Origin of the sequence: Streptomyces sp. SudanB5_2050 (genome assembly GCF_964272335.1) — a bacterium.
In the GTDB taxonomy this organism is placed as follows: Bacteria; Actinomycetota; Actinomycetes; order Streptomycetales; family Streptomycetaceae; genus Streptomyces; species Streptomyces rochei.
Genome location: NZ_OZ186760.1, coordinates 6,201,727 through 6,224,486 on the forward strand (window position 1 = coordinate 6,201,727; position 22,760 = coordinate 6,224,486).

Sequence of the window (22,760 nt, forward strand, 5' to 3'; positions counted from 1 at the left end):
CCTTCGACAGGAGGCTTCAACAGAACGTTGAAAAACTCGGCGGCAGAAAGAGGGGTTTCGGGTGTCCGGAGCTGAACTGGTGCTGCGCTCGACGCGCGTCATCACCCCCGAGGGGACACGCGCCGCGTCGATCGCGGTGACCGGGGAGAAGATCACGGCGGTCCTGCCGTACGACGCCCCCGTGCCGGACGGCGCCCGGCTGGAGGACGTCGGCGACCACGTCGTCCTGCCCGGCCTGGTCGACACCCACGTGCATGTGAACGACCCCGGCCGCACCGAGTGGGAGGGCTTCTGGACCGCCACCCGCGCCGCGGCGGCCGGCGGCATCACCACCCTCGTCGACATGCCGCTGAACTCCATACCGCCGACCACCACGGTCGACAACCTGCGCACCAAGCGCGAGGTCGCCGCCGACAAGGCTCACATCGACGTCGGCTTCTGGGGCGGCGCGCTGCCCGACAACGTCAAGGACTTGCGCCCCCTGCACGAGGCCGGGGTCTTCGGCTTCAAGGCGTTCCTGTCCCCGTCGGGCGTGGACGAGTTCCCGCACCTCGACCAGGAGCAGCTGGCCCGGTCGCTGGCGGAGATCGCCGCCTTCGACGGCCTGCTGATCGTGCACGCCGAGGACCCGCACCACCTGGCCGCCGCCCCGCAGCAGGGCGGTCCCAAGTACGCGCACTTCCTCGCCAGCCGCCCGCGCGACGCCGAGGACACCGCGATCGCGACCCTCCTGGCGCAGGCCAAGCGGTTCAACGCCCGCGTGCACATCCTGCACCTCTCCTCCAGCGACGCCCTGCCGCTGATCGCCGAGGCCCGCGCCGACGGCGTGCGGGTGACCGTCGAGACCTGCCCGCACTACCTCACCCTCACCGCCGAGGAAGTGCCCGACGGCGCCAGCGAGTTCAAGTGCTGCCCGCCCATCCGCGAGGCCGCCAACCAGGACCTGCTGTGGCAGGCGCTCGTGGACGGCACCATCGACTGCGTGGTCACCGACCACTCGCCGTCCACCGCCGACCTGAAGACCGACGACTTCGCCACCGCCTGGGGCGGCATCGCCGGCCTCCAGCTCAGCCTCCCGGCGATGTGGACCAAGGCCCGCGAGCGCGGCCTCGGCCTGGAGGACATCGTGCGCTGGATGTCCGCGAACACGGCCCGCCAGGTCGGCCTGGACGGACACAAGGGCGCCATCGCGGCCGGCCACGACGCCGACTTCGCGGTCCTCGCCCCCGACGAGACCTTCACCGTCGACCCGGCCGCCCTCCAGCACCGCAACCGCGTCACCGCGTACGCGGGCAAGACCCTGTACGGCGTCGTGAAGTCCACCTGGCTGCGCGGAGCGCGCATCGTGGCGGACGGCGCGTTCACCGACCCGAAGGGACAGCTCCTCACCCGGACCCCGTGACCCACGTCCGGACCTGCCCCGACCCACACGACGAACGAACCCGAGAGGAACACCTGATCACCGTGACGGCCCAGCAGAACACCTCGTTGGCCAGCTTCACCGGAGACGCGAACCCCTACGGAGGCGGCGACCCGTACGCGGACTACCGCACCGCCGACCTCCCCTTCACCCAGTACGCCAATCTTGCCGACCGGCAGCTCGGCGCGGGTGTCGTCGCCGCCAACGACGAGTTCTTCGCCCAGCGCGAGAACCTGCTGGTGCCCGAGCGCGCCGAGTTCGACCCCGAGCACTTCGGGCACAAGGGCAAGGTCATGGACGGCTGGGAGACCCGCCGGCGCCGCGGTGTCTCCGCCGAGCACCCCTGGCCCACCGAGGACGACCACGACTGGGCGCTGATCCGCCTCGGCGCCCCCGGCGTGATCCGCGGCATCGTCGTCGACACCGCCCACTTCCGCGGCAACTACCCGCAGGCCGTCTCCGTCGAGGGCACCTCGGTCGCCGGCTCCCCGTCGCCCGAGGAACTGCTCGCCGACGACGTGAAGTGGACGACCCTCGTCCCGCGCACCGCGGTCGGCGGCCACGCCGCCAACGGCTTCGCCGTCTCGGCCGAGCAGCGCTTCACCCACCTGCGCCTCAAGCAGCACCCCGACGGCGGCATCGCCCGCCTGCGCGTCTACGGCGAGGTCGTGCCCGACCCGGCGTGGCTCGCCGCCCTCGGCACCTTCGACGTCGTCGCCCTGGAGAACGGCGGCCAGGTCGAGGACGCCTCCAACCTCTTCTACTCGCCGGCCACCAACACCATCCAGCCGGGCCGCTCCCGCAAGATGGACGACGGCTGGGAGACCCGCCGCCGCCGCGACCAGGGCAACGACTGGATCAGCTACCGGCTGGTGGACCGCGTCCAGATCCGCGCGATCGAGATCGACACGGCGTACCTGAAGGGCAACTCGGCCGGCTGGGCCTCGGTGTCCGTGAAGGACGGCGAGTCCGGCGAGTGGCGCGAGGTCCTGCCGCGCACCCGCATGCAGCCCGACACCAACCACCGCTTCGTCCTGCCCGAGGCGGCCGTCGGCACCCACGCGCGCGTGGACATCTTCCCCGACGGCGGCATCTCCCGCCTGCGCCTGTTCGGTTCGCTGACCGAGGACGGCGCGGCCCACCTCGCCGCCCGCCACCAGGAGCTGGGCGGCTGACCCACCCCGTGGACCCGTGGGGCGCGCCCGGCCTGGACAGCACCGGCGCGCCCCACGCGTGTCTCCCGGCGCCGGGGCGGACGGGCGCCGTCGTCACTTCCGGCGCGGCGGTGCCCGCCCCGTCCTCGCCGCCGGCGTCAGGCGGCGTGACCGCCGTCCACCGAGAACTCCGCCCCGGTGACGTAGGACGCCGACGCCAGGTGGGCGACGGTCGCCGCCACCTCCTCGGCCCTGCCGAAGCGGCCCAGCGCGGTCATCGCCGCCTGCCCGTCGGCGTACGGGCCGTCGGCCGGGTTCATGTCGGTGTCGATGGGCCCGGGGTGGACGATGTTCGCGGTGATGCCCCGACCGCCCAGCTCCCGGGCCAGCGCCCTGGTCAGTCCGACCAGCGCCGCCTTGCTCATCGCGTACAGCGTCCCGCCGGGCCCCGGCACCCGCAGCGCCATGCAACTGCCGACGGTGATGATCCGCCCGCCGTCCGTCATGCGGGCCGCGGCCGCCCGTGACGTGAGGAAGACGCCCCGCACGTTGACCGCCAGCACCCGGTCCACGTCGGCGACCGAGAAGCCGTCGAGGGGGCCGAGCAGGCCGACGCCCGCGTTGTTGACCAGCACGTCGAGCCGGCCCAGCGCCTCGGCGGTACGTTCCACCGCCTCCGCCGCCCCGTCCGCGTCGGCGCTGTCCGCGCGCAGCGCCACCGCCCGGCGGCCCATGGCCTCGACGGCCCGGACGACCTCCTTGGCGGCGTCCTCGCGGTTCACATAGGTCAGGGCCACATCGGCACCGTCCCGCGCCAGTCGCAGCGCGGTCGCCGCGCCGATGCCGCGGCTGCCGCCGGTCACCAGGGCGGTACGGCCGGCGAGAGGGGCCGGGAGGAGTGCGGAAGGGGCCGGGTTCGTGTCCGTGTTCGTGAAGGTGGTCGTGCTCGCGCTCGTGTTCATGGCTCCATCCCACCGGCCCGGCCCGCCGGACGCTGGCGGCGAACGGACACGGACCTCGGGGTCGGACGCCAACGCCCGTGTGAACTTCCCGAAAACACATATGACGTCCCGGGAAACTCCACCGTCTTGTCATTGACATGCCACTGTCTACGCGCGTCATCATGAGGTCATGCGATTCCCCCCACGCGTCGCTCGGTTCGGCGCAGCAGCCGCAGTCCTGTCCACCCTCCTCGTCGGCGGCGCCGTCTCGGCGAGCCCGGCCGGCGCCGCCCCCGCCGCGGTCGGCGACATCTGCTACAGCGACCTGCCCTCCCAGGCCCACGACACCCTCGACCTGATCGAGCAGGGCGGCCCCTACCCGTTCGAGCAGGACGGCACCGTCTTCCAGAACCGGGAGGGCATCCTGCCCAGCCGCACCACCGGGTACTACCACGAGTACACGGTGATCACCCCGGGCTCCGACACCCGGGGCGCCCGCCGCATCGTCACCGGTGAGTCGTATCAGGAGGACTACTACACGGCCGACCACTACGCCTCGTTCGACCTCGTCGACCACGGCTGCTGAGGGCGCCCACCGCCGGTCCGGGGACTCGGCTCACCCGGACTTCCGGCTCTCGGCGGCGGCGAACAGCGCGCCGCCGAGAGCGAGCAGCACGACACCCGCGTACACCTCGTAGCCGTCGAGGAAACCGATCCGCTGCACCAGGCCCCATTTCCAGTCGGTGAACTCGTGCACCAGGGCGGCCACGCCCTGGATCACGGCGATCAGCCCCAGGAACTCCAGCAATTCCTTCATGCCCCGACCCTCGCCCCGCGGTCCCCCCACACACATCGGCCGCGGGGCGAGTCCTGCCCGTCACAAGGCGCCGTCCGGCGGGCCCCGGTGCGCCGAAAGTATCCGGTCCCTCGACTTCGGTCGGCGATCCCCCTCGCCCGGCCGTCCCGGTCACGACCGGTGCGTAGATTTGTCGACTGTGAACGGTGACAAGCAGGCCACGGTACCCACGGCGCTCCCGGGGCGGCGCTGGGCGCTGCCCTCGGCGCTGGTCGAGGACCTGTACCCGGAACGGTCCCGTCCCGGCGGCAGGCCCCGGCGCACCGCCCGCGACTGGTTCGTCGACTTCGGCTGCTTCCTGCTGGCGGTCACCATCGGACTCCTGGCCGCCGACGTGCTGGACGACGAGAACCTCTCCGCCGCCATGGCCGTCGCCGACCAGGTGATCGGAGCCCTGTCCTGCGCCGCCGTCTGGCTCCGGCGCAGGTGGCCGGTGGGCCTGGCCGTGGCGATGGTGCCGGTCTCGCTCCTGTCGGCCACCGCGGGCGGCGCGGTCCTCCTCTCCCTGTTCACGCTCGCCGTGCACCGGCCGTTCCGGTACGTGGCCTGGATCGGCGGCGCGAGTCTCGCCGTGACGCCCCTGTTCTACTGGATGCGTCCGGAGCCGGGCCTGCCCTATCTCGCGTCGCTCTTCATCAGCGTGCTGCTCGGTGTCACGGTCATCGGCTGGGGCCTGCTCGTCCGCTCCAAGCGGCGGCTCCTGCTGAGCCTGCGCGACCGTGCCCGGCACGCGGAGGCGGAGGCACGGCTGCGGGCCGAACAAGCGCAGCGGCTGGCCCGTGAGGCCATCGCGCGCGAGATGCACGACGTGCTGGCCCACCGGCTGACCCTGCTCAGCGTGCACGCGGGCGCCCTGGAGTTCCGGCCCGACGCGTCCCGCGAGGACGTCGCGCGGGCGGCCGGCGTGATCCGGGAGAGCGCACACGACGCCCTCCAGGACCTGCGGGAGATCATCGGCGTGCTCCGCGCCGGGGAGTCCGAGGACGCGGGCCGTCCCCAGCCGACGCTCGCCGCGCTCGACGGACTGGTCGCCGAGTCCCGGGAGGCCGGCATGAAGGTCGTCCTCGTCGCCCGCGTCGCCGACGCCGCCGCGGTTCCCGCCTCCGTCGGCCGCACCGCGTACCGCATCGCCCAGGAGGCACTGACCAACGCGCGCAAACACGCGCCCGGCACCGAGGTCACCGTCTCCGTCTCCGGGGCCCGGGGCGACGGTCTGGTGCTGACCGTGCGCAACACCGCACCCGAGGGGGAGGTTCCGCACGTACCCGGCTCCGGGCAGGGGCTGATCGGGCTCACCGAGCGGGCCTCCCTCACGGGCGGCACCCTGGACCACGGCCCGACCCCCGAGGGCGGCTTCGAGGTACGGGCCCGGCTGCCGTGGGGATGAACCGGGCACCCGGCGCGCGGTGCCGTCGTCGCGTGAACGGGCAGTGACACCGTCGGCCCGAACGGGCAGTGACCCCGTCGGCCTGAACCGACCCCCGTCGACCTGATTACGTAGAGGCCATGACTGCCATCAGACTCCTCCTCGTCGACGACGACCCGTTGGTGCGGGCCGGGTTGTCCTTCATGCTCGGCGGGGCCGACGACGTCGAGATCGTGGGGGAGGCCGCCGACGGCGACGAGGTCGCCGGGCTCGTCGACCGCACCCGCCCGGACGTCGTCCTCATGGACATCCGCATGCCGGGCATGGACGGTCTGACGGCCACCGAGCGGCTGCGGGGCCGACCGGACGCCCCGCAGGTCATCGTCCTCACCACCTTCCACGCCGACGAGCAGGTGCTGCGGGCGCTGCGCGCCGGCGCCGCCGGTTTCGTCCTGAAGGACACCCCGCCCGCGGAGATCCTCGACGCGGTGCGCAGGGTCGCGGCCGGGGACCCCGTCCTCTCGCCCGCGGTGACCCGGCGGCTGATGGAGCACGCGGCCGGCGGCGCGGCCGACGTCCGGCGCACCCGTGCGCGGGCCCGCATCGAGACCCTCAACGAACGCGAGCGCGAGGTCGCCGTCGCGGTCGGCCGGGGCCTGGCCAACGCCGCCATCGCGGCGGAACTCTTCATGAGCGTGGCCACCGTCAAGACCCACGTCTCCCGCATCCTCGCCAAGCTCGGCCTCGGCAACCGGGTGCAGATCGCGCTGCTCGCGTACGACGCGGGGCTTCTGGACGCGTACGAGGAGGACGGACGCTGAAGCGCGGGGGCCGTGCGCGCCCGTGCGGCCCCGGAGGGCTACCCCGCCACCGCCCCGAAGGGCTACCGGCTACCCCGCCACCGACGACGCGGCCGCCTCGACCTCCGCCGGCCGCACCGGCCTGCGCTCGCGCCGGGAGACGTCGCACGCCTCGGCGATCAGCAGCGCCCGCAGGGCCTCGCGCCCGTCGCACGGGTTGGCCCGCTCCCCGCGCACCACCTCCACGAAGGCCGCAAGCTCCGCCTCGTAGGCGGGGCCGAACCGTTCCACGAACCCGGTCCAGGGCTTGTCCGCGGCCGGCGGCCCGGTCGGCTCCGTCGAGGCGATCGGCGTACGGTCGTCCAGCCCGACCACGATCTGGTCCAGCTCACCGGCCAGCTCCATGCGCACGTCGTACCCCGCGCCGTTCAGCCGCGTCGCGGTCACCGTGGCGAGCGTGCCGTCGTCCAGCGTCAGCAGCGCCGCGCCGGTGTCCACGTCGTCGGCCGCCCGGAACATCGGCGGCCCGGCGTCGGACCCGCCGGCGTACACGTCGACGACCTCCCGCCCGGTCACCCAGCGCAGCACGTCGAAGTCGTGGATGAGCGTGTCCCGGTAGAGCCCGCCGGACTGCGGCAGGTACGCGGCCGGCGGCGGGGCCTGGTCGCTGGTCAGCGCGCGGACGGTGTGCAGCCGGCCCAGCCGCCCGGACCGCACCGCCTCCCGCGCGCCCCGGTAGCCGGCGTCGAAACGGCGCTGGAAGCCCATCTGCAGGATCGTCCCGGCGGCCTCCACCTCCGCGATCGCCTGCAAGGTGCCCGGCACGTCCAGCGCGATGGGCTTCTCGCAGAACACCGGCAGCCCCGAGCGCGCCGCCCGGCCGATCAACTCGGCGTGGGCCGGCGTCGCCGTCGTGATCACCACGGCGTCCACGCCCCACCGGAAGATCTCGTCCACCCCGGGCGCCGCCGTCTCACCGAGCCGGTGCGCCAGATCCTGGGCCCGCGACAGGTCCGCGTCGGTGAGGATCAAGGACCCGACGTCCCGGTGGCGGCTGAGCGTGTTGGCGTGAACGGTGCCGATCCGGCCCGTACCGATGACCCCGATGCGCATGGAATCAAAGTGGGCTCACAGCCCGCACCCTGTCAATGCGTATGTCCGGACAATCGAACTACACAACTTCCCGTCATCAGCGCACGGAGCTACGCTCGGGCCCGTGCCGAAACCAGAAGTGGACCCGACCGTGTCGCTGGACCTCAGCGTGGATCGCAGCAGCCCCGTGCCGCTGTACTTCCAGCTGTCGCAGCAGCTCGAGGCGGCGATCGAGCACGGCGAGCTGACCCCCGGGAGCCTGCTGGGCAACGAGATCGAGCTGGCCGGGCGGCTCGGTCTGTCCCGCCCCACGGTCCGCCAGGCCATCCAGTCGCTGGTCGACAAGGGCCTGCTGGTACGCCGCCGCGGCGTCGGCACCCAGGTCGTCCACAGCAAGGTCAAGCGCCCGCTGGAGCTGAGCAGCCTCTACGACGACCTGGAGGCCGCCGGCCAGCGCCCGGCCACGAAGGTCCTGGTCAACACGGTCGTCCCCGCGACCGCCGAGGTCGCCGCCGCGCTCGGCGTCGCCGAGGGGAGCGAGGTGCACCGCGTGGAGCGGCTGCGGCTGGCGCACGGGGAGCCGATGGCGTACCTGTGCAACCACCTGCCGCCCGGGCTCGTCGACCTGGACACCGGACAGCTGGAGGCCACCGGCCTGTACCGGCTGATGCGGGCCGCCGGCATCACCCTGCACAGCGCCCGCCAGTCCATCGGCGCCCGCGCCGCCACCGCGGAGGAGGCCGAACGGCTCGGCGAGCACGAGGGCGCGCCGCTGCTCACCATGGAACGCACCACCTTCGACGACACGGGGCGCGCGGTCGAGTTCGGCACCCACACCTACCGGCCGTCCCGCTACTCCTTCGAGTTCCAGCTGCTCGTGCGCTCCTGACACGCCCCGCCCGGGGAGTCCGTCGGTGACCGCCGGCGTCCCGCGGCTCGCCGTGCGGGTACGTCGCAATGTCCGGACAATGTGACCGACGTCCGCTCCCCGGCGCCAGAGGCTCGTTCGCCATGTCGGACAATGGGGCGTTTGTGGTTTCCGGAGCCCGGTCGGGCTGCCGCGGGACCCGGCACGCACAGCACGGCACAGCAAGAAGGGCACGGCCTCGTGGCACGGTTTCGGACATGGGTGGGCATCGCGCTGGCAGGGGCACTGTCGCTGTCCCTGGCCGGCTGCAGCAGCACGGGAGGCAAGCGCGCCGAGGACGCCCGCAAGGCCGCGTCGGCCCAGGGGAAGGCCGCGGTGAACACGCCCCGCTGGACCTTCGCGATGATCACCCACTCGGGTGACGGCGACACCTTCTGGGACATCGTCCAGAGCGGCGCCGAGCAGGCCGCCGTGAAGGACAACATCAACTTCCTGTACTCCCACGACGACGAGGCGCAGCAGCAGGCGCAGCTCGTGAACGCGGCCATCGACAAGAAGGTCGACGGGATCATCGTCACCCTCGCCAAGCCCGCCGCGATGAAGTCCGCCCTGGACCGCGCGCGCCGGGCCGGCATCCCGGTGATCACCGTGAACTCCGGCTCCGCCGAGTCCAAGGACTTCGGCGCCCTCACCCACGTCGGCCAGGACGAGACCATCGCCGGCGAGGCGGTCGGCGAGGAGCTGAACGAGCGCGGGCGCGAGAAGGCGGTCTGCGTCCTGCACGAGCAGGGCAACGTCGGCCACGAGCAGCGCTGCGACGGCGTGGAGAAGACCTTCGACGGCAAGGTCCAGCGGCTCTACGTCAACGGCACCAGCATGCCGGACGTGCAGTCCGCCATCGAGGCCAAGCTCCAGACCGACAAGGCCGTCGACGCCGTCGTCACCCTCGGCGCGCCGTACGCCGACACCGCCGTGAAGGCCAAGCAGGGCGCGGGCAGCAAGGCCGAGATCGACACCTTCGACCTCAACGCCAAGGTGGCCGCCGGACTGGAGGACGGCTCCCTCGGCTTCGCCGTCGACCAGCAGCCCTACCTCCAGGGCTACGAGGCGGTCGACCTGCTGTGGCTGTACAAGTACAACGCCGACGTCCTCGGCGGCGGCCGCCCGGTGCTCACCGGGCCGCAGATCATCACCAAGGACGACGCCGCCGAGCTGGCCGACTACACCAGGCGAGGCACCCGATGAGCGCCGCACAGGTCAAGGACGCCGACGCTGACGAAAGGATTCTGCACGCCTCTCCGCTGCGGAAACTCCTCGGCCGCCCCGAGCTGGGCTCCGTCGTCGGCGCGATCGCGGTCTTCGTCTTCTTCGCCTTCTTCGCCGACAGCTTCCTGCGTGCCTCCAGCCTCAGCACGGTCCTCTACGCCGCCTCGACGATCGGCATCATGGCCGTACCCGTGGCGCTGCTGATGATCGGCGGCGAGTTCGACCTGTCCGCCGGCGTCCTGGTCACCTCGTCGGCCCTGGTGTCGTCGATGTTCAGCTACCAGATGACCGCCAACGTCTGGGTCGGCGTCGGCGTCTCCCTGCTGGTCACCCTGGCCATCGGCGCCTTCAACGGCTTCATGCTCACCCGCACCAAGCTGCCCAGCTTCATCATCACGCTGGGCACCTTCCTCATGCTGACCGGCATGAACCTGGGCTTCACCAAGCTCATCGACGGCACCGTCTCCACCAAGACCATCGCCGACATGGAGGGCTTCGACTCCGCCCGCGAGGTCTTCGCCTCCACGATCACCGTCGGCGGCGTCGGCTTCAAGGTCACCATCCTGTGGTGGCTCGCCCTGGTCGCCGTCGCCAGCTGGGTCCTGCTGCGCACCCGCGCCGGGAACTGGATCTTCGCGGTCGGCGGCAACAAGGACGCCGCCCGCGCGGTGGGCGTCCCGGTCACCAAGACCAAGATCGGCCTCTACATGGGCGTCGGCCTCGGCGCCTGGATCTCCGGCCAGCACCTGCTCTTCTCGTACGACGTCGTGCAGTCCGGCGAGGGCGTGGGCAACGAGCTGATCTACATCATCGCGGCCGTCATCGGCGGCTGTCTGATCACCGGCGGCTACGGCAGCGCGGTCGGCTCGGCGGTCGGCGCCCTGATCTTCGGCATGACCAGCAAGGGCATCGTCTTCGCCGAGTGGAACCCGGACTGGTTCAAGTTCTTCCTCGGAGCGATGCTGCTCCTCGCGACCCTGCTCAACGCCTGGGTCCGCAAGCGCGCGGAGGCCACCAAGTGACGCAGACCGAAAGCCGTCCGGCGCTCGTCGAGCTGTCCGGCGTCAGCAAGAACTACGGCAACGTCCGTGCCCTGGAAGGGGTCTCCCTGGAGGTCCACGCCGGTGAGATCACCTGCGTGCTGGGCGACAACGGCGCGGGCAAGTCGACCCTCATCAAGATCATCGCCGGTCTGCACCAGCACGACGGCGGCACGCTGAGCCTGGACGGGGAGGAGACCCGCCTCTCCTCCCCGCGCGAGGCCCTGGACCGGGGCATCGCCACGGTCTACCAGGACCTCGCCGTCGTCCCCCTCATGCCGGTCTGGCGCAACTTCTTCCTGGGCTCCGAGCCCCGCAAGGGCGTGGCGCCCTTCAAGCGCATGGACGTCGACCACATGCGCCGCACCACCCACGCCGAACTCCTGCGCATGGGCATCGACCTCCGCGACGTCGACCAGCCCATCGGCACCCTCTCCGGCGGCGAGCGCCAGTGCGTGGCCATCGCCCGCGCGGTGCACTTCGGCGCCAAGGTGCTGGTGCTGGACGAGCCGACGGCGGCGCTGGGCGTGAAGCAGTCGGGCGTCGTCCTGAAGTACGTGGCGGCGGCACGGGACCAGGGTCTGGGTGTTGTGTTGATCACCCACAATCCGCATCACGCGTACCTGGTGGGCGACCGTTTCGTCCTCCTGAAGCGCGGCACGATGGTGGGCAACCACGAGCGGGAGGACACCACGCTGGACGAGCTGACCCGCCAGATGGCGGGCGGGAACGAGCTGGACGATCTACGCCACGAGCTGGAACGCCGCTAGGGGCGCGGAGCGGTGTCGATGAACGGTTCCGCCGTGTGGGCGCGACCAGGCACGATGCGTCGACTTCCGGCAACGCACCGTCCCGCCCGCCCCCTGCCCATTCGGCACCCAGCGTGAGCGTGCGGCACAATCGCACCCGATGAGCACCTACCGCGACTTCACCGCCCCCATCGGCTCCCGCCGCGCCCCGGTCCTGCGCACCGTGGGCACCCGGGAGCGCCGCTCGCACCTGACGGCGCCCCGCGTCCCCACGGTCGGCATCGACATCGGCGGCACGAAGGTCATGGCGGGCGTCGTGGACGCCGACGGCAACATCCTGGAGAAGCTCCGCACGGAGACCCCGGACAAGTCCAAGAGCCCCAAGGTCGTCGAGGACACCATCGTCGAGCTGGTCCTCGACCTCTCCGACCGGCACGACGTGCACGCCGTCGGCATCGGCGCGGCCGGCTGGGTCGACGCCGACCGCAACCGCGTCCTGTTCGCCCCCCACCTGTCCTGGCGCAACGAACCGCTGCGCGACCGCATCGCCGGCCGCCTGGCCGTTCCCGTCCTGGTGGACAACGACGCCAACACCGCCGCCTGGGCCGAGTGGCGCTTCGGCGCCGGCCGCGGCGAGGACCACCTGGTCATGATCACGCTCGGCACCGGCATCGGCGGCGCCATCCTCGAGGACGGCCAGGTCAAGCGCGGCAAGTACGGGGTCGCCGGCGAGTTCGGCCATATGCAGGTCGTCCCCGGCGGCCACCGCTGCCCGTGCGGCAACCGCGGCTGCTGGGAGCAGTACAGCTCCGGCAACGCCCTGGTCAGGGAGGCCCGCGAGCTGGCCGCCGCCGACTCGCCGGTGGCGTACGGGATCATCGAGCACGTCAAGGGCAGCATCGGCGACATCACCGGCCCGATGATCACCGAGCTGGCCCGCGACGGCGACGCCATGTGCGTCGAGCTGCTCCAGGACATCGGCCAGTGGCTCGGCGTCGGCATCGCCAACCTCGCCGCCGCCCTCGACCCGTCCTGCTTCGTGATCGGCGGCGGGGTCAGCGCCGCCGACGACCTGCTGATCGGCCCCGCCCGCGACGCCTTCAAACGCCAGCTCACCGGCCGCGGCTACCGCCCCGAGGCCCGCATCGTCCGCGCCCAGCTCGGACCCGAGGCCGGCATGGTCGGTGCCGCCGACCTGGCCCGCCTGGTCGCCCGTCGGTTCCGTCGCGCCAAGCGGCGCCGGGTGGAGCGCTACGAGCGCTACGAGCGGTACGCGGAGGCCCGCCGCACGACCCGGGAGTCGCTGTGACCGAGTCCCTGCCGCACCAGGCCGGACCCCCGGACGAGCCGGGGCCCCCGGCCGAGGACCGCCGGCACATGATCCGCCGCCGGTCGCTCACCCTGCTCATCATCGTGCTGCTCATCGGCATCCCGGCCGGCTACCTCGTCATCTCCGCCAACCAGAGCCGCGACAGCGGCCGGGAGAAGGAGGCGAAGTACGCGGCGACCGGCATGACCGAGGGCTGGCCGTCCAAGCTCCAGCGCCGCATCTACGAGGTGCCCGTCCCGGTTCCCTCCGAAGAGGTCGCCTACTACGAGACCAACAACTGGAAGACCAGTCGCCTCTACGTCCAGTTCGAGACCACCCAAGCCGGCCTCGACGCCTTCCTGGCGGGGCTCGGCGTCGACCGGGACGACCTGAAACGGGGCGAGATGGCCATCAGCGACCGCGCCCAGCGGGTCACCGGCTGGGAGTTCGGCGGGTCCGGCTCCTGGTGGGGCCTGGTCAACGAGCAGCGGAACCCGGCGCCCACCCAGGACGTCATGGTCGACATGGAGAACCCGGACTACCCGATGGTCTACGTCGTCTCCCGCACGGTGCCCTAGGCGGCCGGGCCCCGGACAGGCCGCCGGGGCCGATTGTCAGTCCCCGCCCGTAGAGTCGAAGACATCTGATCGGGCACGCGGGCGGGAGGTGACAGTACGTATGAGCGACGTGGCCGTGGCGGGCACGCCGGTCTCCGGACGGGCCGCGGAGCGAGGGCGGCAGGGGGAGCGGGGGCGCTCCGGGCAGCCGGAGGCCGCCCCGCCGTCGGTCCCCCCGCGCCTGGCCGCCGTCTTCCTGCCCGCGCCCCTTCCGCGCGACGGGCGGATCGGGTTCTGGGACGCCGGGGACGGGTCCGACGCCGCGACCCTCACGGAGACCGGGGCCCTGGGCGCTCTCGCCGGGCCCGGTACCCCCGTGGACGCGTCACCGCGGGAGGACACCCCGGCCGCCCGGCTCACGGAGCTGACCGTCGTACGCCGGCACGGCGCCGGGGTCCGGCGCCGGACGACGCCCGCGCTGACGCTGCCCCTCGCACAGGCCCTGCCCCTGCTGGTGCGGGCCCGGCACGACCCGGCCGCCCACCCCGCCACCGCCTGCTGGGGCGCCGCCGCCCTGCACGCCCTGCGGCTCACCGCGCGCGGACGCCTGCTGCCCGGCCTGACACCGACCGGCCACGACGCCTGGCGGGCGGGCCCGCTGGACCCCGACGACATCGCGCACCTGCGGGCGGTCGCCGCCGCGCTGCCCCCCGAGGGCCACGCGGTCCCGCTGGACGGCCCGGGGCCCATCAGACTGCCCGAGCCGGAAGCGCTGATCCGCGCCTTCCTGGACGCGGTCGCCGACACCCTGCCGCGCACGCCCGCCGCCCCCCACGCCTCGGGCCGCCCCTTCGCCGCCCGTGAAGCCCAGCGCCTGCCCGGCGCCCAGGACTGGGCGGCCGAGGTCGCCGCCGGCATGGACGCGGGGGTGCGGATCTCCCTGCGCCTGGACCTGTCGGCGTACGACCTCTTCGACGCGGACGGCACCCCCGGCGTGCGCAACGCGGGGGCGGCGGTCGTCCAGGTGCACAGCCTCGCCGACCCGACCCTGGTCGCCGACGCCGCGGACCTGTGGTCGGGCGCCGCGGACGCCGCGTTCGGCCCCCGCGCGCGCGTGGACGCCGCCCTCGCGGTGCGGCGTGCCGCCAGGGTCTGGCCGCCGCTGGACCGGCTCACCGAGCAGGACGTGCCCGACGTCCTCAGCCTCTCCGAGGAGGAGGTCACCGACCTGCTGGGGGTGGCGGCCGGCCGGCTCTCCGCCGCCGGGGTCGCCGTGCACTGGCCCCGCGACCTCGCCCAGGACCTCACCGCGACCGCCGTGGTCCGGCCCGCGCCCGGCTCCGCCACGGACGGCACGGGCTTCTTCGAGAGCGAGGACCTCCTCCAGTTCCGCTGGCAGCTGGCCATCGGAGGCGACCCGCTCACCGAGGCCGAGATGGACACCCTCGCGGAGGCCCACCGCCCGGTGGTGCGACTGCGGGACCGCTGGGTCCTGGTCGACCCCGCCCTCGTCCGCCGCGCCCGCAAGCGCGAGCTCGGCCTGCTCGACCCGGTCGACGCGCTGTCCGTCGCCCTCACCGGCAGCGCGGAGGCCGACGGGGAGACGGTGGAGGTGGTGCCGGTCGGCGCCCTGGCCGCGCTGCGCGACCGGCTCACCGCGGGGCCCGGCCCCGCCGAGGCGCCGCCCGGTCTGCACGCCACGCTCCGCGACTACCAGCTGCGCGGCCTGGCCTGGCTCGACCTCATGACCTCCCTCGGCCTCGGCGGCTGCCTCGCCGACGACATGGGCCTCGGCAAGACGGTCACCGTCATCGCCCTGCACCTGAAGCGGGCCCGCACGGAGCCGACCCTCGTGGTCTGCCCGGCCTCGCTCCTCGGGAACTGGCAGCGGGAGATCACCCGCTTCGCCCCCGGGGTCCCCGTCCGCCGCTTCCACGGCCCGGACCGCACCCTGGACGACCTGACCGGCGGCTTCGTCCTCACCACGTACGGCACGATGCGCTCCGCCGCCGCGACGCTGGCCGAGCGGCCCTGGGGGATGGTCGTCGCCGACGAGGCCCAGCACGTGAAGAACCCGTACTCCGCGACGGCCAAGGCCCTGCGCACGATCCCGTCCCCGGCCCGGGTGGCACTGACCGGCACACCCGTGGAGAACAACCTCTCCGAGCTGTGGGCGCTGCTCGACTGGACCACCCCCGGCCTCCTCGGCCCGCTGAAGTCCTTCCGCGCCCGGCACGCCCGCGCCGTGGAGAACGGGGAGGACGAGGAGGCGGTGGAGCGCCTGGCCCGGCTGATCCGCCCCTTCCTGCTGCGCCGCAGGAAGTCCGACCCGGGCATCGTCCCGGAGCTGCCGCCCAAGACCGAGACGGACCACCCCGTGCCGCTCACCCGCGAGCAGGCCGCGCTGTACGAGGCGGTGGTGCGCGAGTCGATGGCCGCCATCGAGGCCGCCGAGGGCATGGGCCGCCGTGGCCTGGTCCTCAAGCTGCTGACCTCGCTCAAGCAGATCTGCGACCACCCCGCGCTGTTCCTGAAGGAGGAGACCGCACCGGGAGGAGCCGACCGGCTGACCGCCCGCTCCGGCAAACTCGCCCTCCTCGACGAGCTGCTGGACACGGTGCTCGCGGAGGACGGCTCGGTCCTGGTCTTCACCCAGTACGTGGGCATGGCCCGCCTGATCGTCTCCCACCTGCGCGCCCGCGCGGTCCCCGTCGACCTGCTCCACGGAGGTACGCCGGTGCCCGAGCGCGAGCGGATGGTGGACCGCTTCCAGAGCGGGGCGGTCCCCGTCCTCGTCCTGTCCCTGAAGGCCGCCGGGACCGGCCTCAACCTCACCCGCGCCGGCCACGTGGTGCACTTCGACCGCTGGTGGAACCCGGCCGTCGAGGAGCAGGCCACCGACCGCGCCTACCGCATCGGCCAGACCCAGCCGGTCCAGGTGCACCGGCTGATCACCGAGGGGACGGTCGAGGACCGCATCGCCGACATGCTCCGCTCCAAGCGGGCGCTGGCCGACGCGGTCCTGGGCTCCGGCGAGTCGGCGCTCACCGAACTCACCGCCCGCGAACTGTCCGACCTGGTGTCCCTGCGGAGGCCGTCATGACCCCCCGCCCCGCCGACGAAGCCCGCCGCGCCCTGCGCGAGGCCCGGGACCTCACCGGAGCGGGCAAGGGCAGGGCGGCCGCCACGGGCGAGGACGTCGACACTGACGCCGACGCGGTCACCGAGCCCGGCGTCGGCCAGGACGCCCCGGCGACGCGGTCGCCCGAGCAGGCCCGTGCCCACGTCGCCGACTCCGGCTCCGACTCTGGCCCTGACCCCGACTCCGGCCCGGGTCCGGGTCCGGAGCGGGACCGAGACGGGGTCCATGATCGCGAACAGAGCGGGCGCCGGGACGGTAAGGAGCCGGGCGGGGCACCGGAGCGGGACCCCGGGCCGCAGCCGGGCCGGGAACGGGCGCAGGGGCGGGACCCCGGTCAGGGTGAGGAGCGTGGGCACGGACCTCACGTGGCGCAGGGCCGGGACCAGGACCACGAGCGCCGGGACCAGGACTACGCGCGGGGGAGGGGCGAGGTCCTGGCCCAGGACGAGGCTCAGGCTGACGGCGAGGCCCAGGCCCGGGCCGCGGACCACGGACCGGGCGGGTCACAGCCGCCGGGCCAGGGCCAGGGACGGGACGAGGACCGCGGGAAAGGTGCGGAGCGGTCAGGGCCGCGCCCCGGTGACATCGCACGCGAGGCGCTGCGCAACGCCCGCACCGCGCGCCGCGCGACGGGGCAGCCTGACGCGCCCCCGGGTGCCCTGTCGGCCCCGCCCGGAGAGCGGGAGGCGGAGGACGACCGCTCCGAGGAGGGCACCCGGCCCGCTCGGCAGGTGACCCCGGACGGGACGGCGGTCACCGAGCAGACCGACGGCTCCGGCCGCTCCGACCGCCGTTCCGGTCGTGCGGCGGACGCCCGGCCCGGCGACGCGGCGCGTGAGGCGCTGCGGGCGGCCCGCCGGCAGGCGCGGTCAGGCTCGACGGCCGGGGGGACGGCGACGTCTCGACGGCCGGACCGGTCGGCCCGGGCCGGGCAGCGTACGGGGGGTTCCCGCACCGCCGACGCCCGCGCCCGTGCCGTGCGGGAGTTCGTCGCGGACGCCTTCCGGCTGCCTCCGGAGGCGGACGCGGCGGTGGACGAGCCGTCCCCCGGCCGGACCACGTCCCCCGGAGAGCCCTCGCTCACCGGCAAGCCCGCCGACGCGGCTCCGGGGGACCAGGAGACCGCACCGGCCGCCACCGCCGACCCGCCCACCCGGCCCGCGCCGTCGGACACCCCACCGCTCCAGCACCGTCCGGCGGCAACGGAAGCCGAGCGCTCACCGGCACCGGAACCGGACCCGGAGCGCGCATCGGCACAGGCACCGGACCCGGAGCGCCCACCGACACCAGCACCGGACCCGGAGCGTGCACCGGCGCCGGCCCGCTCCGCGCACCGGCCCGCGCATGCGGCCTCGTATCCGACCCCGCACCGGGAGCCGTACGGCGAAGCCCTCACCTCCCCGCGCTCCGAGCCACCCGCGCGGCCCCGCGCACCCCGCTCCATGGCCGCCCCGGACCGCGACGGCGAGCTGCGCCGCACCTTCCCGGCGCTGCCGCCCCGGCCGTCGGGGCAGGACGGCTTCGCCGAAACCTGGTGGGGCAACGCCTGGGTGGACGCGCTGGAGGAGGGCGCCCTGGATTCCGCGCGGCTCGCCCGGGGCCGCGTGTACGCCGAGCGGGGGACCGTCGACGCGATCACCGTGACGCCCGGCCTGGTCCTCGCGTACGTACAGGGCAGCCGCCCCCGCCCCTACCGGGTCCAGGTGCGCCTGCGGACGCTCGGCGACGGCGACTGGGAGGCGTTCCTGGACGCCGCCGTCGAACGGCCCGGGCACATCGCCGCCCTCCTCGACAAGGAGCTGCCGCACTCCCTGGCCGACTGCGGCGTCCCCCTGCTCCCCGGCCCCGGCGATCTCGCCCCGCAGTGCAGCTGCCCCGACTCCGGCCACCCCTGCAAGCACGCCGCGGCCCTCTGTTACCAGACGGCACGTCTGCTCGACGCCGACCCGTTCGTCCTGCTCCTGCTGCGCGGCCGAGGCGAACGCACCCTGCTCGACGACCTGTCCCGCAGAAACGCGGCGCGCTCCGCACGCGCCGCCCAGGACCGGGGGCCCGCGCCGCTGCCCGGCGTCCGGGCGTCCGAGGCGCTGGCGGCACGCACCTTGCCGCTCCCAGCGCCGCTGCCCGTGCCCCCGCACCCCGAACAGCCCCCGGCCTACCCGGCGGCCCCGGGCGGCCCGGACCCCTTCGCGCTCGACCAGCTGGCCACCGACGCCGCCGCCCGCGCGCACGCCCTGCTGGCGACGGGCCGCGACCCGGTCGGCGACCTGACGCTGTGGCAGGACGCCGTCCGTCTCGCCGCCGCCCGCCCGGGCTCCGGCCTCACCGCCGGCACCCGGACGCTGTACGCGTCCCTCGCCGCGGCCGCCGGCCGGGACACGGCGGAGCTGGCCCGTGCCGTGGCCGCCTGGCGCCAGGGCGGGCTCGACGGCCTGGAGGTACTGGAGGAGGCATGGGACCCGCCGGCCGGACGCTTCGACCGCGCCCGCCCTCTGCTGCTCGCCGCGGACCTCCCCGCCTTCCGCCCTTGGCGCAACCGTCTCACCCACCCCGTGGGCCACGTCCAGCTCCGCCTCGGTCGGACCGGGCTGTGGTACGCCTACGAGTCGGAGCCGGGCCGCGACGACTGGTGGCCGCGCGGCACCCCGGACCTCGACCCGGTCGGCGCCCTGACCGGGCTGGGCGCCTCCGACGGCCTCTGACCAGACGGCCTCTGACCAAATCAGTCCCTGACCGGACGGCCTAGGGTCAGGCAGCCCGCGCACGGCTGAGTGCGTGGCCGACTCGGCGCGTGGCCGAGCCGAGGGCCGGCCGGACCAGCGCGGGCCGGGTCCCGTGCCTCTCAGGCGACGGCGGCGATCGCGCGTCCCGCCCAGTCCGGAGCCGGTTCGGCCAGGTCCGTGAAGCGGTGCCGGACCGCGTCCGGGAACGCGATGGCCCGGCCCGTCCGCCGGTCGACGTGGAGCGCCAGCAGCTCCGTCGTCGCCACCGGCGCCGCGTCGGGCACCGGCTCGGCCTGCGGCTCGGGCACCACGTACATCTCGTGCGCGAAGCGCGCCTTGCGCGCCGCCGCGCCCAACACCCGTGTGCGGACGGCCAGGTGGGCGTCGGCGGGCACCTCGCGGAGGAAACGGACGTGGGACTCGACCGTGTAGAGGGAGCAGCCCGTGGACTCGCGGTATCCGGAGTCCAGGCCGGTCCCGATCATCAGTGCGTCGGTGGCATGGCCGAAGACGAGGACGTAGAAGGCCTCGCTCATATGGCCGTTGTAGTCGATCCACTCCTCGCGGACCGTGCTGTGGAACAGCGGGAGCCGGGTCATCGGGAGTCCTCCTCGCGGTGCAGCCGGCCGGTGGCGCGCAGCACGTCGATGACGCCCCGGTCGCGCTCGGCCACCAGGTCGGCGATGGAGCGGCCGTCCGCGGCCTCGTCGCAGCCCGCCACCACGGCGTCGTACAACTCCTCGTCCAGTTCCGGAGCTTCGAGGCGCGTCCACGGCGACTTCAGGGACGGGCCAAAGTGGTCGAGCATGTGCGCCATGCCGCCCTCGCCGCCCGCGAGGGCGAAGGTCAGCATCGGCCCCATCACCGCCCAGCGCAGCCCGGGCCCCTCGGTGATCGACAGGTCGATGTCCCGGACCGTCGCCTCGCCGGACGCGACCATGTGCAGCGCCTCCCGCCACAGGGCTTCCTGGAGGCGGTTGGCGATGAAGCCCGGCACCTCGTGGTCCATCGTGATGACGGACTTGCCCGCGACCTCGTAGAAGCGGGAGGCCCAGGCGACCGCCGCCGGGTCGGTGCGCTCGCCGCCGACGACCTCGACGAGCGGGATGAGGTAGGGCGGGTTGAAGGGATGACCGACGACCAGGCGCGACGGGTCCGCGGCCGCCGTCTGCATGTCGGTCATCGGATAGCCGGAGGTGGAGGAGGCGATGACGACGCCGGGCGGCGTCGCCGCGTCCAGACGGGCCAGCAGATCGCGCTTGAGGTCGAGCTTCTCGGGCGCGCTCTCCTGGACGAACTGCGCGTCGACCACCGCCTGTTCCAGGGTGTCGGTCACGGTGAGCCGGTCGGTGGAAGCGCCCTCGGCGAGGCCGAGCGAGGTGAGCGCCGGCCACGCCGCGTCGACCAGGCGGCGCAGCTTCGGGCCGGCGTCGGGCGCCGGGTCCCAGGCGGTGACGTCGTAGCCGCGCGCCAGGAAGTGGGCGGCCCAGCCGCCGCCGATGACTCCGGCGCCGACACAGGCGACGCGGCGGACGTTCTCGGGGGAGGTCGTCCCGGGGGTGGTCGTCTCGGATGAGTGCATGAGAGAGGCAGGTCCTTCGTCGTCGTCGCGGAGGGAGGGCTACTGGCGCGGCTTGAGGCCGAGGGTGGCGCGGGCCTCGTCCGGTGTCGCGACGCGTGCGCCGATCGACTCGGTGATGGTCACGGCGCGCTCGACGAGCTGGGCGTTGGTCGCCTTGTTGCCCTTGCCGAGGTACAGGTTGTCCTCCAGGCCCACGCGGACGTGCCCGCCGAGCAGGATGGACTGCGCGACCCACGGCATCTGCATCCGGCCCAGCGCGAAGCTGGCCCAACGCGCGCCGACCGGCAGCATGTTCACCATCGACTGGAGCACTCCGGGATCCGCCGGGGCGCCCCACGGGATGCCCATGCACAGCTGGAACACGGTCGGGTCGTCCAGCAGTCCCTCCGCGAGCAGCTGCTTGGCGAACCAGAGGTGACCCGTGTCGAAGATCTCCAGCTCGGGCCGCACTCCCAGTTCCTGGATGCGCCGCGCCCCGGCGCGCAGCATGTCGGGCGTCGAGACGTAGAGGTTCGAGCCGTCGCCGAAGTTGAGCGAGCCGCAGTCCAGCGTGCAGATGTCGGGCAGCAGGTCCTCGACGTGGGGGAGGCGCTCCAGCCCGCCGACGAGGTCGGTGCCGGGGAGGTGCGTGAGCGGGTCGTCGGGGTCGATGACGAGATCGCCGCCCATCCCCGCGGTGAGGTTGATGACGACGTCGGTGCCGGTCTCCTTGATGCGCTCGACGACCTCCCGGTACAGCTTCGGGTCGCGCGACGGATCGCCGGTCTCGGGGTCGCGTACGTGGATGTGGACGACCGCCGCCCCGGCGGCGGCCGCCTCCACGGCGTTCCTGGCTATCTGCTCCGGGGTGACGGGGACGTGCGGGCTCTTGCGGACGGTGTCGCCGGCGCCGGTGAGCGCGCAGGTGATGATGACGTTCTCGGTCATGGGCATGCGGGAACCTCCCGAAAGGGCGGGGTGGGGGGACTTCGTGCTTCGGTGGTCTGTGGCCTGTGGCTACTCGGCCAGGATCGTGTGGTCGACGTGGGCGGTCAGTGCCGCGTGCATCGCGTCCGCCGCCGCGGCGGACGCCGGACCGCTCACCGAGAGGACGTGTGTCGCCAGGCCGTCGATCAGCGCGGTCAGCGTCAGCGCCGCCGCCTGCGGGTCGACCTCGGCCCGGAACACGCCCTGCCGGACACCTCGGCGCACCACGTCGGCGACGGTCTCCCGCCACTGCCGGTAGTACTCGGAGTGCAGTCGGCCCACCGCCGTGGAGCGCGCGGCCTCGGCCCACAGGTCGAGCCAGACCGCCCACTGGCGGCGCTGCTGTTCGGTGCGCGGCGTCTGCAGCGCGATGAGCTGCCGAAGCTCCGCCGCCGCGTCGTCCGCCTCGGCGAGGAGGGCGGCACGGCGGGCGGTGTCCTCGTCCATGCACCAGCGCACGGCCGCCTCCAGGAGTTCGGCGCGGCCCGGGAAGTGGTAGTGGATCGCGGCACTGCTGGTGGCGCAGGCGCGGGCGATGTCGGCGACCCGCACCGCGTGGAAGCCGTGCTCGGCGATCAGCCGGACCGTCTCACGGACGATCTGCAGCGGACGGCCTCCCTCGACGGTGACGGCCGGCGCCGTGGCCACCTCACGGGTCCGGGTGCCGAGCAGCCAGCCCGCGTCGACCCGGCCCTCGTCGGCGATCCGTGCCAGCTCCGCGGCCGTGAAGCGGCGGGTGCCGCTGAGCGAACGCGAGAGCTTGGACGGATCCATGACGACCCGGCGCGCGAACTCCCGCTGGCTGACGCCCGCGGCCGCGATGACCTCGCGGACGCGAGCGGCGGTGTCGGCGGTCGGTGCGCTGTCGAGGACGTCGTCGGCTTCCACGGTCCACGACCCTAGGCAGACGTTGCGAAAAACTCAACACC

Annotated in this window: 20 protein-coding genes; 13 read left to right on the plus strand and 7 right to left on the minus strand. The window is 73.8% G+C overall.

Annotation, left to right across the window (positions count from 1 at the left end; genetic code table 11):
- Positions 1-61 precede the first annotated feature (61 nt).
- A complete protein-coding gene (allB, locus tag ACFZP7_RS27630; protein WP_046251015.1) occupies positions 62-1,402 on the plus strand; it encodes an allantoinase AllB in 1,341 nt (446 codons plus the stop codon).
- Between the two features lie 62 nt (positions 1,403-1,464).
- Positions 1,465-2,595 (plus strand): allantoicase, encoded by a 1,131-nt coding sequence (gene alc / locus ACFZP7_RS27635; RefSeq protein WP_046251032.1) that lies wholly within the window; start codon positions 1,465-1,467, stop codon positions 2,593-2,595.
- Between the two features lie 137 nt (positions 2,596-2,732).
- Here the strand turns inward: alc and ACFZP7_RS27640 are convergent, their stop codons facing one another.
- On the minus strand, positions 2,733-3,536 hold the full coding sequence (locus ACFZP7_RS27640; RefSeq protein ID WP_385636417.1) for an SDR family oxidoreductase: 804 nt from the start codon (positions 3,534-3,536) through the stop codon (positions 2,733-2,735).
- A 169-nt stretch (positions 3,537-3,705) separates the two neighbouring features.
- On the opposite strand from ACFZP7_RS27640, the gene ACFZP7_RS27645 reads away from it, so the two are divergent.
- Positions 3,706-4,101 carry a ribonuclease domain-containing protein gene (locus ACFZP7_RS27645; RefSeq protein WP_193516874.1) on the plus strand — a complete coding sequence of 132 codons (396 nt, stop codon included), beginning with the start codon at positions 3,706-3,708 and terminating at the stop codon, positions 4,099-4,101.
- A 30-nt stretch (positions 4,102-4,131) separates the two neighbouring features.
- Here the strand turns inward: ACFZP7_RS27645 and ACFZP7_RS27650 are convergent, their stop codons facing one another.
- A complete protein-coding gene (locus ACFZP7_RS27650; protein WP_029394425.1) occupies positions 4,132-4,332 on the minus strand; it encodes a hypothetical protein in 201 nt (66 codons plus the stop codon).
- A 178-nt stretch (positions 4,333-4,510) separates the two neighbouring features.
- On the opposite strand from ACFZP7_RS27650, the gene ACFZP7_RS27655 reads away from it, so the two are divergent.
- A complete protein-coding gene (locus ACFZP7_RS27655) occupies positions 4,511-5,758 on the plus strand; it encodes a histidine kinase (RefSeq protein WP_385636420.1) in 1,248 nt (415 codons plus the stop codon).
- Positions 5,759-5,877: 119 nt separating this feature from the next.
- Positions 5,878-6,558 (plus strand): response regulator, encoded by a 681-nt coding sequence (locus tag ACFZP7_RS27660; protein ID WP_385636423.1) that lies wholly within the window; start codon positions 5,878-5,880, stop codon positions 6,556-6,558.
- Positions 6,559-6,627: 69 nt separating this feature from the next.
- On the opposite strand, the gene ACFZP7_RS27665 is transcribed toward ACFZP7_RS27660, so the two are convergent.
- Positions 6,628-7,650 carry a Gfo/Idh/MocA family oxidoreductase gene (locus ACFZP7_RS27665; protein WP_019330180.1) on the minus strand — a complete coding sequence of 341 codons (1,023 nt, stop codon included), beginning with the start codon at positions 7,648-7,650 and terminating at the stop codon, positions 6,628-6,630.
- A gap of 130 nt (positions 7,651-7,780) precedes the next feature.
- Between ACFZP7_RS27665 and ACFZP7_RS27670 the strand changes: the two genes are divergently transcribed.
- The 8 genes from ACFZP7_RS27670 to ACFZP7_RS27705 all read left to right on the plus strand — a co-directional run bounded on the left by ACFZP7_RS27670 (position 7,781) and on the right by ACFZP7_RS27705 (position 19,262).
- Complete coding sequence (locus tag ACFZP7_RS27670) at positions 7,781-8,518, plus strand: myo-inositol degradation transcriptional regulator (protein ID WP_078495185.1); 738 nt, start codon at positions 7,781-7,783, stop codon at positions 8,516-8,518.
- A 219-nt stretch (positions 8,519-8,737) separates the two neighbouring features.
- On the plus strand, positions 8,738-9,742 hold the full coding sequence (locus tag ACFZP7_RS27675; RefSeq protein ID WP_030978436.1) for a sugar ABC transporter substrate-binding protein: 1,005 nt from the start codon (positions 8,738-8,740) through the stop codon (positions 9,740-9,742).
- A complete protein-coding gene (locus ACFZP7_RS27680; RefSeq protein WP_385636425.1) occupies positions 9,739-10,785 on the plus strand; it encodes an ABC transporter permease in 1,047 nt (348 codons plus the stop codon). The genes ACFZP7_RS27675 and ACFZP7_RS27680 overlap by 4 nt, the downstream gene beginning before the upstream one ends.
- Positions 10,782-11,573 carry an ATP-binding cassette domain-containing protein gene (locus tag ACFZP7_RS27685; RefSeq protein ID WP_385636428.1) on the plus strand — a complete coding sequence of 264 codons (792 nt, stop codon included), beginning with the start codon at positions 10,782-10,784 and terminating at the stop codon, positions 11,571-11,573. The genes ACFZP7_RS27680 and ACFZP7_RS27685 overlap by 4 nt, the downstream gene beginning before the upstream one ends.
- Positions 11,574-11,712: 139 nt before the next feature.
- Entirely contained in the window at positions 11,713-12,861 is a 1,149-nt protein-coding gene (locus ACFZP7_RS27690; RefSeq protein WP_019330185.1) for an ROK family glucokinase, read from the plus strand.
- Complete coding sequence (locus ACFZP7_RS27695; protein WP_019330186.1) at positions 12,858-13,439, plus strand: hypothetical protein; 582 nt, start codon at positions 12,858-12,860, stop codon at positions 13,437-13,439. Before ACFZP7_RS27690 ends, ACFZP7_RS27695 begins: the two co-directional genes overlap by 4 nt.
- A 100-nt stretch (positions 13,440-13,539) precedes the next feature.
- The gene (locus ACFZP7_RS27700; RefSeq protein ID WP_385636431.1) at positions 13,540-16,521 is read left to right on the plus strand and encodes an SNF2-related protein; all 2,982 of its coding nucleotides are present in this window, start codon (positions 13,540-13,542) and stop codon (positions 16,519-16,521) included.
- Positions 16,522-16,925: 404 nt separating this feature from the next.
- Positions 16,926-19,262 carry an SWIM zinc finger family protein gene (locus tag ACFZP7_RS27705; RefSeq protein ID WP_385638529.1) on the plus strand — a complete coding sequence of 779 codons (2,337 nt, stop codon included), beginning with the start codon at positions 16,926-16,928 and terminating at the stop codon, positions 19,260-19,262.
- A 140-nt stretch (positions 19,263-19,402) separates the two neighbouring features.
- On the opposite strand, the gene ACFZP7_RS27710 is transcribed toward ACFZP7_RS27705, so the two are convergent.
- From ACFZP7_RS27710 to ACFZP7_RS27725, 4 genes are all read right to left on the minus strand, one after another.
- Complete coding sequence (locus ACFZP7_RS27710; protein ID WP_385636433.1) at positions 19,403-19,882, minus strand: thioesterase family protein; 480 nt, start codon at positions 19,880-19,882, stop codon at positions 19,403-19,405.
- The gene (locus ACFZP7_RS27715) at positions 19,879-20,865 is read right to left on the minus strand and encodes a 3-hydroxyacyl-CoA dehydrogenase NAD-binding domain-containing protein (RefSeq protein ID WP_385636435.1); all 987 of its coding nucleotides are present in this window, start codon (positions 20,863-20,865) and stop codon (positions 19,879-19,881) included. The genes ACFZP7_RS27710 and ACFZP7_RS27715 overlap by 4 nt, the downstream gene beginning before the upstream one ends.
- Positions 20,866-20,904: 39 nt before the next feature.
- Positions 20,905-21,798: a 3-keto-5-aminohexanoate cleavage protein gene (locus ACFZP7_RS27720; RefSeq protein ID WP_385636437.1), complete on the minus strand. Its 894-nt coding sequence runs from the start codon at positions 21,796-21,798 to the stop codon at positions 20,905-20,907.
- A 63-nt stretch (positions 21,799-21,861) separates the two neighbouring features.
- On the minus strand, positions 21,862-22,719 hold the full coding sequence (locus ACFZP7_RS27725) for a TetR family transcriptional regulator C-terminal domain-containing protein (RefSeq protein WP_385636439.1): 858 nt from the start codon (positions 22,717-22,719) through the stop codon (positions 21,862-21,864).
- Positions 22,720-22,760 lie beyond the last annotated feature (41 nt).

What these genes read in the sequence shown, in the direction of transcription:
- ACFZP7_RS27640 (WP_385636417.1), bottom strand. Translation starts at nt 3,536, where the DNA reads ATGAACACGAGCGCGAGCACGACCACCTTCACGAACACGGACACGAAC.
- ACFZP7_RS27645 (WP_193516874.1), top strand. Translation starts at nt 3,706, where the DNA reads ATGCGATTCCCCCCACGCGTCGCTCGGTTCGGCGCAGCAGCCGCAGTC.
- ACFZP7_RS27650 (WP_029394425.1), bottom strand. Translation starts at nt 4,332, where the DNA reads ATGAAGGAATTGCTGGAGTTCCTGGGGCTGATCGCCGTGATCCAGGGC.
- ACFZP7_RS27660 (WP_385636423.1), top strand. Translation starts at nt 5,878, where the DNA reads ATGACTGCCATCAGACTCCTCCTCGTCGACGACGACCCGTTGGTGCGG.
- ACFZP7_RS27665 (WP_019330180.1), bottom strand. Translation starts at nt 7,650, where the DNA reads ATGCGCATCGGGGTCATCGGTACGGGCCGGATCGGCACCGTTCACGCC.
- ACFZP7_RS27680 (WP_385636425.1), top strand. Translation starts at nt 9,739, where the DNA reads ATGAGCGCCGCACAGGTCAAGGACGCCGACGCTGACGAAAGGATTCTG.
- ACFZP7_RS27690 (WP_019330185.1), top strand. Translation starts at nt 11,713, where the DNA reads ATGAGCACCTACCGCGACTTCACCGCCCCCATCGGCTCCCGCCGCGCC.
- ACFZP7_RS27700 (WP_385636431.1), top strand. Translation starts at nt 13,540, where the DNA reads ATGAGCGACGTGGCCGTGGCGGGCACGCCGGTCTCCGGACGGGCCGCG.
- ACFZP7_RS27710 (WP_385636433.1), bottom strand. Translation starts at nt 19,882, where the DNA reads ATGACCCGGCTCCCGCTGTTCCACAGCACGGTCCGCGAGGAGTGGATC.
- ACFZP7_RS27715 (WP_385636435.1), bottom strand. Translation starts at nt 20,865, where the DNA reads ATGCACTCATCCGAGACGACCACCCCCGGGACGACCTCCCCCGAGAAC.
- ACFZP7_RS27720 (WP_385636437.1), bottom strand. Translation starts at nt 21,798, where the DNA reads ATGCCCATGACCGAGAACGTCATCATCACCTGCGCGCTCACCGGCGCC.